Consider the following 9,400-nt stretch of genomic DNA (forward strand, 5'->3'; position numbering starts at 1 on the left):
GCATCAGTTTCTGAGAAGACTCAGCTTTTTGGAGGAAATACCGTTTTCCGCTAACACGTTAACGATATAAATGCCATTCGTCAACTTGCTCAGATCGAGCTCCATACGCTTGCTGAAACCTTGCGAAAGCGTATAAACAATCTTTCCTGAGAGATCCGTAACGTAAACCGAATTGATGGATGAACCATTGGCCACGGAAACTGTCACCAAACCGTTTGATGGGTTAGGGTAGAGGTTGAGGTCAAGTGGATTGGCCTCATTCACTCCAAGTCCACCGACCATGCCAAAGGTTGTTTCCTCCTCGCTTCCAAATTCACCGCCCGAGGCCAGCGTGGTTCCGAATGCGTCTGTAAGCGTGTAGCTGCCATTGCCGCTCAAGAACCCGCAGCAGATCCCGTCTCCGTAGTCATCAACAATTAGAAATGTATAGCAGCCTTGTCCATCAAGCTGAATGGTGTCGTTTATAGTGGTGTTGTTGCCATAAGATCCCGGATCGTTCTGTCCGGCCGTTTGGTTGCCACCACCGTTCGCCCCAACGTTGGTGTTGCCACCAGAGGCCACCAATTGGTTGTTCGGCCCGTGCAGTTCCCAATAGGTCTCGTATCCGTAATTATCTGTTTCCAAGGTGAGGTAGATCACCTGCTCACCGATCAGAAGGTCAAAATCGAAAGACGTGGAATTGTTGTAAGGGTTCTGGTCGGTCTGTCCGTTGGGCGAGGATACTTCTACGGTAACTGTGTTGATTCCCACAACAGGAATGAACGATGAAAGGGGAACGTCTTCGGTCTGATCTTGCGCCAAATTGCCGGTCCAATTAATGATTTGGTTGGTACCGCCATTATAGTTGTAAGTAATGGTACATGATGTAAGATCGCTCAGTCCGTTGTTTCTCAGAACGAAGATCGGATCGACAGGATCGGTAACACAAAGGGTTGATGACAGATTGGTAATGGCACCGACCGCTGCGTCCTGTTCATATTCGACACGATAGCCATCCAATGAAGTAACGCCCGTGTTCTGAGGGTCCAGCCAATCGCGAAGGCGAGTGCTCGAACTCGTTCCATCCCACGAAACTCCGAACCGGCCGTACCAATCGGATTCTCCATTGTTCACGGTTCCGCTGCATGCCGCGTAACCTCCGTATAACTGGCCTATGATTCGATGATCTTGATTGAAGAGCGGACTTCCGGACGAACCGCCTTCTGTAACGCCAAATTCCCATTCACCGATAAGCCAAACTTCTGCATTGTCCTGAAAGCTCTGGGTAGGACCATCCGCGTCATGGCATATCTTCTTCACGTCTCCGGCAGGATGATGAATGCCCGTGACCGAGGTGGCAGAGCTGAGGGAGTCCGTATTGTCCCAACCGGCAAATTCCACCTGAAGACTTTCCGGTATCGGATTTCCATTGTTGATCTCGATGAGCCCGAAGTCCGAACCTGCATTGTTTGCCAGCAGGCTTGCACCCGAAACACTTTGGTCGGTCGGACCTGTGTTTCCTGTGCAGGTAGATGCTTCATGATTGAAATAGAACACCCAGTTGCCAACACCACCTCCTAAGCAATGGTTGGCCGTAAGGAAATATGGATGACCATCGTTTGCCGTGTTGTTGACAAGCGCTCCGGAGCAGAGCGCGCTTCCTCCGCTTGCGATCAACGCAACCGCTCGCTTTTCCAATTGCCAGTCATCGCCTTCAGGGCAGTTGATACCCACATTGCAGGCTCCGCTGCTACCGAACGGATTGCGGGCCGAACCGCGCAGCTCCTCAAACTTTGAATCGAGTCCACGATAGGCATGTACGATCTGACTAATCGATAGATCGACCGTTTCGGTTGGAATGGAAGACGGCATGTTGAGTTCGATGGTCACATCCTCAGCATACACCAAACTGGTGGCAAGCATACCGTTGGCCTGGCAGTTGGTATGGTCGAACGAGCCGATGAAGTGGGTATGTTCCGCATCATAGATGAACAGTTTGGCCTTTTTGGGGATGTTGAAATGATTGAAAAGGACGCTTACGCCCTTGGCCTGTGGTGCATGGATTCCCAATCGCCACACATGCTTCCCTTCTTCCTCGGTCCATGTTCCCGAATTGGTCGTGTTCAGAGAAACCGAACGTTCAACCCCGAACCGATAAGCAAACTCCTTGTACTGATCGGTAACGGCATCTTCAGCTGCCAATGCTGCTCTGTCAATTTCTGGAAGACGTACAAATGCAACCGTGCTGGTGGATCCGGCACTTTCCCATCCAATGGGTTGGCCGCCATGCTGAACTTGCGCAACTGAGAGTCCCGCAATTAGAAAACATACGATAGAGGAATAGATCTTTTTCATTTGGAATGATTGGTTAGCGCGAATATACATCTCCAGTAATGGGGTAAATTGTCTTCAAAAAACGTTTAGGGACGAGAAGTGAATCAGAGAGGCAAGTTCACTTCATCATTTTCTCAAACTCCTGCCAGAGATTTTCCTTCGGAACGCGGGCCGTGATAACGATCGGTTCCTTCTTTACTGGATGCATCAGTTCCAACCGCCTTGCGTGTAAATGGATTGAGGCGTCTTCATTGTTTCGCGGAGCACCATACTTCAGGTCTCCTTTAATAATGCAGCCCATTTTGGCCAACTGAACGCGTATCTGATGGTGGCGGCCTGTTTTCGGAAAGACCTCCAAAAGGGTGTAGCGGTCAGAACCACGGAGCATCTTGTAGTTCAGTTCAGCATACTTGGAGTATTTCGCCTCCTTTTCAAACGCCTTGCTCTTGTTCTTTTCTTGGTCCTTTCTCAGCCAATGAACGAGTTTCCCGTTCTCCTGTTCTGGGCGTTTTATGACCACCGCCCAATACACTTTTTTGGTCTCTCGCTCCGCGAACATCTTATTCAGGCGCACCAACGCCTTGGATGTTTTGGCAAAGAGAATCACGCCACTAACGGGTCGGTCCAATCGGTGAACAATTCCAAGATAAACATCACCAGGTTTGTTCTTGGTCTGCTTGATATACTCCTTTACCAGATCGGCCAAGGTTTCGTCACCAGTGCTGTCACCTTGCACCAACAGTCCAGCAGGTTTGTTCACCGCAATGAGGTGATTGTCTTCAAAAAGTATCTCAATGGTCTGTTTGGCCATAATGTTTTGGCAATATCAATTCGGGGTGGAAGGGAGGCTTAGTATTGCTCGCTGTCGTTCGGGAAGTCGCGACTGCGCACATCCGAGATGTAGGATTTTACCGCCATCGTCATATCCTCGGCCAAGTTCAGATAGCGTCTCAGGAAACGTGGGCTGAACTCCTGATTCATTCCCAGCATATCGTGCGTTACAAGCACCTGGCCATCCACGCCATTACCTGCACCGATACCGATGATCGGGATCTGAAGTTCACTCGCAACACGCTCAGCCAATTTGGCTGGAACTTTTTCCAGTACGATGGCAAAACATCCAGCCTCTTGCAGAATATGGGCATCTTCGATCAATCGCTGAGCCTCAGCTTCCTCCTTCGCTCGAACGGTATACGTTCCGAACTTATAGATGCTCTGTGGCGTTAGCCCCAAATGTCCCATGACGGGAATTCCAGCAGTAAGAATACGTTCTATGGATTCTACGATCTCGCGGCCGCCTTCCATTTTAATGGAATGACCACCAGATTCTTTCATAATGCGGATAGCTGAGGCCAACGCTTCGCGTGAATTTCCCTGATAGGAACCGAAAGGCATGTCAACCACCACCAGCGCGCGCTCCACTGCGCGAATAACGCCAGATGCATGATAGATGATCTCATCCAAGGTGATCGGCAGCGTGGTTTCGTGACCTGCCATCACATTCGAGGCCGAATCACCTACAAGCAGAATATCAATTCCTGCTTGGTCAAGGATTCGCGCCATGGTGTAATCGTAAGCGGTGAGCATGGCGATCTTCTCACCGTTACGCTTCATTTCCTGAAGTACGTGGGTGGTAATTTTCTTTACCGATCTGTGTACGGACATTTACTCCTGTTTTTTACGTGCAGTTCGCACTTTCACGGGCAAAGGTCGTGCTTCTATTCGTTCTTCCGAAACTTCTTTGGGTGAAATAGGGGTGGAGTCCTTTTTTTCAGGTTCCATGCTAAGGTTCGAAATCAAGGCTGAATCTATCTTGGCTTCCACTTCCGCATTTTCTGCTTCCCATTCTTCTTGCTCCGCTTTCAGTTTTTTGTCACGGAGTTCCTCTTCGATCTCCTTCTTGGTCTCAGCGGCCTCTTGCTGGTCTCTTACTTCTTTTTCCTTTTCCGCTTTTTTGATGGCCTTGTCCAAAAGCGCAAGTTTCAACTTATTGTATTTGATGTGCGTAAGCTTTAGCGAATCCTTGTACACCTGAACCTGTGCTTCGAGCTTCTGATTCTTGATGATCTCTGTTTTCAGGTTCTCGGCAAGTGTCAGGAAAACATCTTCATCCACCTCAACCAGGACTTGATTTTTGAATTCCTGCAGTTGGCGGTTCTGAGTGGCCAGTTTCTCATTCTGCTGGCGTAGCGTTCCCATTTCATCCTCCAGCACCGAAACAGCCTTTTGGCGTTCCATTTGGCATTCGCGCAGGTTACGTTTCTCCTGTTCCAGTTCGTAGCGCATTTTGGCCAGCTGCTCGGTGGCTGATTGATTCTCTTCTACTTCTTTCGCTTCCAACGCGGCTTCCACTTTTTCTTCAGCCGTAGAATACACATAGAAGTAGTCTGCTTTGGCTTTGGTGTCAGGTCCGATCAGGAAGCCCATATTTCCTGGTTTGTAGTCAGGTAGGTCGAAAGATTGAATGAACTTCTTGTTCAAGTAGATGTCAACTTGCGGCAGATCTACACGGATATCGATCTCATTGTACTCATTCTTTCCCGCCAAGGCAGACGACTTGACCCAACCTTGACTTTCATTGTCTCCCGATAGGAACTTATAGTAAGCTCCTACAAGCTGTTTGATCCTATACTGCTTGAACTTATTGAATTCGAATACGATAGCACCTTTACCATCTGGCTGCACCAGAAAAATGACACCGATGGTCTGATTGGCATCTTCCGTAGGGCCGAGTTTCAGCGTAGTAAGAATATTGAACCGTGAAAGGTTGTTCTTCCAATCCGTGATGATGGCGTACGGATTGGTCTTGTTCCTGCGATGCATGAAATACTCATCCTTGTCTGGCACGTAAAGATTCTCCATGGTAGTGAGGTAAGGCCAGTTCTCATTCTGTGCCGAGAAATCCTCCCGGAGCATGACCTCATTGTAATCGAGGCTTATCGGATTTTGACCGAAACTGTGACTTGGTAGCATGGCCACTCCAATAAAGAGAGCCACGGCAAACGGTCGTAGAATTGTAATAATACGGTCAATCTTGCGGTTATTAGCGAGTATCTGGGCCATGTCTTCCTCTTAGGGTGCTATCTTTGGGCGTTCAAACAAATGTGTATGCTACGATATGCCATAGCGTTGGTTGCATTGCTGACCTTTTTTTCTTCCTGTAGTACCGATTTCGATCTTACAGGTGCCTATAAGGAAGTTCCGTTGGTTTACGGATTGCTCGACCCGCACGAATCGCCCCAGTATTTCAGAATTCAGAAAGCATTTTTGGGTACGCAATCTGCTTTTGTCATGGCCTTGGAACCAGATTCGTCCTATTTCAAGTATTCCGATCTGTTTGTCGAGTTGGTGGAGTACAACGGAAATTCCATCAGCAACCGCTGGCATTTGGACACAGTAATGATCGCAACAAAGGACACCGGTGACCCGAATGATGAAGTGGTGGATTTCTTTGGCCCCGTACAGCGTTTGTACAGCACTTCTAAGGTGATCGATGCTTCTGGAACCAGCACGGTCACTGTTCATGCAGACAGAGACTATGAGATCCGTTTGAAGAAACGACCTAATGGAATGACCGCTGCCATGACAGTTGCAAACATGGATACAGTAACTCCAATTGCCGATTCCCGCACGTCCATCATCAACGATGCCTCGTTTACATGGAACAACCCGAATGAGAATTCACCCGCCTTTCCGGGTACCACCCGCAAATTGGACCTTATTAATACGTCAGGCGAATACAAGGATTACACGGTCCGTTTCAACAAGGCCGAACGGGCTGTTCAATATGAATTCTGGATGCGATTCCATTATCGCGAGGTCATTGGAGGTGTATCTACAAATAAGTCTATTGAGTGGCGAGTTTCAACCTTTGAACCGGATGCTACGTCTGCCAGTTGGCAGTTGCAGCTTACTGCCTCAAGCGTTTATAATAAAATAGGTACGGCCATTGATGTGAATCCGGATGCTACGAGGTATATCGGAATTCCAGATGGTGACCCCGAAGATCCGTTCCCCGGTGATAACCACACACACGATTTCGATTTCTTTTTCCGCATGGCTGGAGATGAACTGTTTCAGTACATCGATATCAACAATCCAACAAACACCGGTGTATTGACCGATAAACCGGTTTACACCAATATCAATAACGGATTGGGTGTTTTCTCCACGCGCACGAAGGTTGAATTTGATGGACTCTATCTGTCGGAAACAGCGGCCGATTTTTTGGTGAGCGGAGACCTGACCAAGAACCTCGGCTTTATCAACGACTAACGGTCGATGCCGTTTTGTCACCATTCTGTCAGGCATTTTCAGGCCTGAAACGTTCGTAACTGACATAATTTCCCGAAAGTGGATGCCTATTTCCGGTGGCATGGTCTGTGACTAATGCCAAGCGTCAACTTTTTTACGAACTGATAAAAACCAACATAATGAGTAAGATAATTGGAATAGACCTGGGAACAACCAACTCGTGCGTTGCCGTAATGGAAGGTAACGAACCAGTTGTCATCCCAAACAGTGAAGGGAGGAGAACAACTCCATCCATCGTTGCATTTGTAGACGGTGGCGAGCGCAAGGTGGGAGATCCAGCCAAGCGTCAGGCCATTACAAACCCAACGAAAACCATTGCTTCCATCAAGCGTTTCATGGGTTCAAGTTTCTCTGAAGTAGTAGCTGAGGCCGGTCGCGTACCATATAAAGTGGTAAAAGGAAGCAACAACACACCACGTGTTCAGATCGATGACCGCGAGTACACGCCACAGGAGATCTCTGCCATGGTTCTTCAGAAAATGAAGAAAACGGCTGAGGACTACCTTGGAACAGAAGTGAGCGAAGCGGTAATTACCGTTCCTGCGTACTTCAACGACTCACAGCGTCAGGCAACCAAAGAAGCAGGCGAGATCGCTGGTCTGAAGGTGAAGCGTATCATCAACGAACCAACGGCAGCAGCTTTGGCTTACGGTCTTGATAAAAAGACAGAAGACGCGACCATCGCAGTATTCGACCTTGGTGGTGGTACATTCGATATTTCCATCCTTGAATTGGGAGATGGGGTTTTCGAAGTGAAATCAACCAATGGAGACACACACCTTGGTGGTGACGACTTTGATGAGGTGATCATCAACTGGTTGGCAGATGAGTTCAAGAACGATGAAGGCGTGGATCTACGCAAAGATCCAATGGCGCTTCAAAGATTGAAGGAAGCTGCTGAAAAGGCGAAGATCGAGCTTTCAAGTTCCACTTCAACAGAGATCAACTTGCCTTACATCATGCCGGTAGACGGTATTCCAAAGCACTTGGTAAGATCATTGAGCCGTTCGAAATTCGAGCAATTGGCCGATAAACTGATCCAAGCAACATTGGAGCCTTGTAAGCAGGCCATGAAAGATGCCGGTCTGAACAAGTCAGACATCAACGAAGTAATTCTTGTCGGTGGCTCAACTCGAATCCCAGCCATTCAGAAAGTAGTGGAGGATTTCTTCGGAAAAGCACCTTCGAAAGGAGTAAACCCAGATGAAGTTGTGGCTGTAGGTGCGGCCATCCAAGGTGGAGTTCTTACAGGAGAAGTGAAAGATGTACTTCTTCTTGACGTAACGCCACTTTCGCTTGGTATCGAAACCATGGGCGGTGTGTTCACTAAGCTTATCGAGGCGAACACGACCATTCCTACGAAGAAGTCTGAGACCTTCTCCACGGCTGCGGATAACCAACCATCGGTTGAGTTGCACGTGTTGCAAGGAGAGCGCCCAATGGCCAAGGATAACCGAACCATCGGTAAGTTCCACCTGAACGACATTCCACCAGCACCGCGCGGAGTTCCTCAAATTGAGGTGACATTCGATATCGATGCCAACGGAATCATCAACGTTTCTGCTACGGATAAGGCAACTGGAAAATCTCAGAACATCCGAATTGAGGCTTCTTCAGGACTTTCAGATGCAGAGATCGAGAAGATGAAGCAAGAGGCTGAAGCGAATGCAGATGCGGATAAGAAAGCGAAAGAGGAAGCTGATAAGGTGAATGCTGCCGATCAGATGATCTTCCAAACAGAGAAGCAACTGAAGGAATTCGGTGATAAGCTTCCTGCAGAGAAGAAGGAGCCGATCGAGTCTGCTTTGGCCGAGTTGAAGAAAGCTCACGAAACCCGTGATATCGCTGCCATTGATGCGACACTTGAGAAAATCAATACTGCTTGGCAGGCTGCTTCGCAGGAGATGTATCAGGCAACGCAGGATGCACAAGGTCAGCCAAGCGGAGACGCTGGAGCTTCAGCAGGAGCTGATGATGAAGTGACCGATGTGGATTTCGAAGAAGTGAAAGAGGAGAAGTAATCTCCAATCGCTTAGAGATAACGAAGCCCGCCATGTGTTGACATGGCGGGCTTTTTAGTTCATAATGTCCGATTCTTAAATTAGTCTGACAACGAGTCGATTTATTACTGAAAACAAGAAAGTAGGAGGGAAAGGTGCAGTAAGAGGAATCACATGGTTTAAACAGGCCTTTCTGAATAAGGTTGAAAAGGGCAGGATGACATACGAGCATCCCCTGAAAGTCTACGACATACAGGTTCAAAACACGGTATTGACATAGTTGCTCAAATATGATGCTTCAGACTGGATATACCAAAACAGATACATCATGACTAAGACCAAGGAGACCATTGTCCAGACGATCAAGCAAGTCCAACGTAACCTTGATGAGGAAGTTCATTCCACAGTTCCTTCCAAGCTTTCTTGATTTCATTTGGGTCGTTTGATGTCACATACGGGGAATGGGAGAAAATCCCTCGCCTTTAGGCGAAGTCTTTAGATTGATTATTCTGTCGATGGATTTCCAATCTGTGTTAGATAAAAGTGTTTCATCTTATTATTGCATCGGTTTGTCAAGTCGTCATTTGACGACAGATTCCCAAATCCACCGACCTGAGTCGGTGGTAGTTTAGTGGTCACAGAAAGAGTTAAAACTATGCACTTTAAGTGCATGTCGCTTTCAGCTTCTAAAAAGTATACCTTTCGTCAGTAGCAGAGCAGCGATCGAATGGACATACTGTTTCACGATTGACAGTACACCTGGTCTGGGCGAC

Annotated in this window: 6 protein-coding genes; 2 read left to right on the forward strand and 4 right to left on the reverse strand. The window is 47.9% G+C overall.

What is annotated here, in order from left to right:
- Window positions 1-3: 3 nt before the first annotated feature.
- The 4 genes from GC178_17305 to GC178_17320 all read right to left on the reverse strand — a co-directional run bounded on the left by GC178_17305 (window position 4) and on the right by GC178_17320 (window position 5,376).
- Window positions 4-2,364, reverse strand: coding sequence for a T9SS type A sorting domain-containing protein (locus tag GC178_17305; protein MBI1289328.1), 2,361 nt, complete (start codon window positions 2,362-2,364; stop codon window positions 4-6).
- A 67-nt stretch (window positions 2,365-2,431) separates the two neighbouring features.
- A complete protein-coding gene (locus tag GC178_17310) occupies window positions 2,432-3,124 on the reverse strand; it encodes an RNA pseudouridine synthase (protein MBI1289329.1) in 693 nt (230 codons plus the stop codon).
- Between the two features lie 38 nt (window positions 3,125-3,162).
- Window positions 3,163-3,978, reverse strand: coding sequence for a 3-methyl-2-oxobutanoate hydroxymethyltransferase (panB, locus tag GC178_17315; GenBank protein ID MBI1289330.1), 816 nt, complete (start codon window positions 3,976-3,978; stop codon window positions 3,163-3,165).
- Window positions 3,979-5,376, reverse strand: a complete 1,398-nt coding sequence (locus GC178_17320) for a hypothetical protein (protein ID MBI1289331.1) — start codon at window positions 5,374-5,376, stop codon at window positions 3,979-3,981.
- Window positions 5,377-5,421: 45 nt separating this feature from the next.
- On the opposite strand from GC178_17320, the gene GC178_17325 reads away from it, so the two are divergent.
- On the forward strand, window positions 5,422-6,588 hold the full coding sequence (locus GC178_17325) for a DUF4249 family protein (GenBank protein MBI1289332.1): 1,167 nt from the start codon (window positions 5,422-5,424) through the stop codon (window positions 6,586-6,588).
- A gap of 158 nt (window positions 6,589-6,746) precedes the next feature.
- The gene (gene dnaK, locus GC178_17330) at window positions 6,747-8,648 is read left to right on the forward strand and encodes a molecular chaperone DnaK (GenBank protein ID MBI1289333.1); all 1,902 of its coding nucleotides are present in this window, start codon (window positions 6,747-6,749) and stop codon (window positions 8,646-8,648) included.
- The last annotated feature ends 752 nt before the right edge of the window (window positions 8,649-9,400 follow it).

The sequence above is a fragment of the Flavobacteriales bacterium genome (assembly GCA_016124845.1).
In the GTDB taxonomy this organism is placed as follows: Bacteria; Bacteroidota; Bacteroidia; order UBA10329; family UBA10329; genus UBA10329.

What these genes read in the sequence shown, in the direction of transcription:
- dnaK (MBI1289333.1), top strand. Translation starts at nt 6,747, where the DNA reads ATGAGTAAGATAATTGGAATAGACCTGGGAACAACCAACTCGTGCGTT.
- GC178_17310 (MBI1289329.1), bottom strand. Translation starts at nt 3,124, where the DNA reads ATGGCCAAACAGACCATTGAGATACTTTTTGAAGACAATCACCTCATT.
- GC178_17320 (MBI1289331.1), bottom strand. Translation starts at nt 5,376, where the DNA reads ATGGCCCAGATACTCGCTAATAACCGCAAGATTGACCGTATTATTACA.
- GC178_17325 (MBI1289332.1), top strand. Translation starts at nt 5,422, where the DNA reads ATGCTACGATATGCCATAGCGTTGGTTGCATTGCTGACCTTTTTTTCT.
- panB (MBI1289330.1), bottom strand. Translation starts at nt 3,978, where the DNA reads ATGTCCGTACACAGATCGGTAAAGAAAATTACCACCCACGTACTTCAG.
- GC178_17305 (MBI1289328.1), bottom strand. Translation starts at nt 2,364, where the DNA reads ATGTATATTCGCGCTAACCAATCATTCCAAATGAAAAAGATCTATTCC.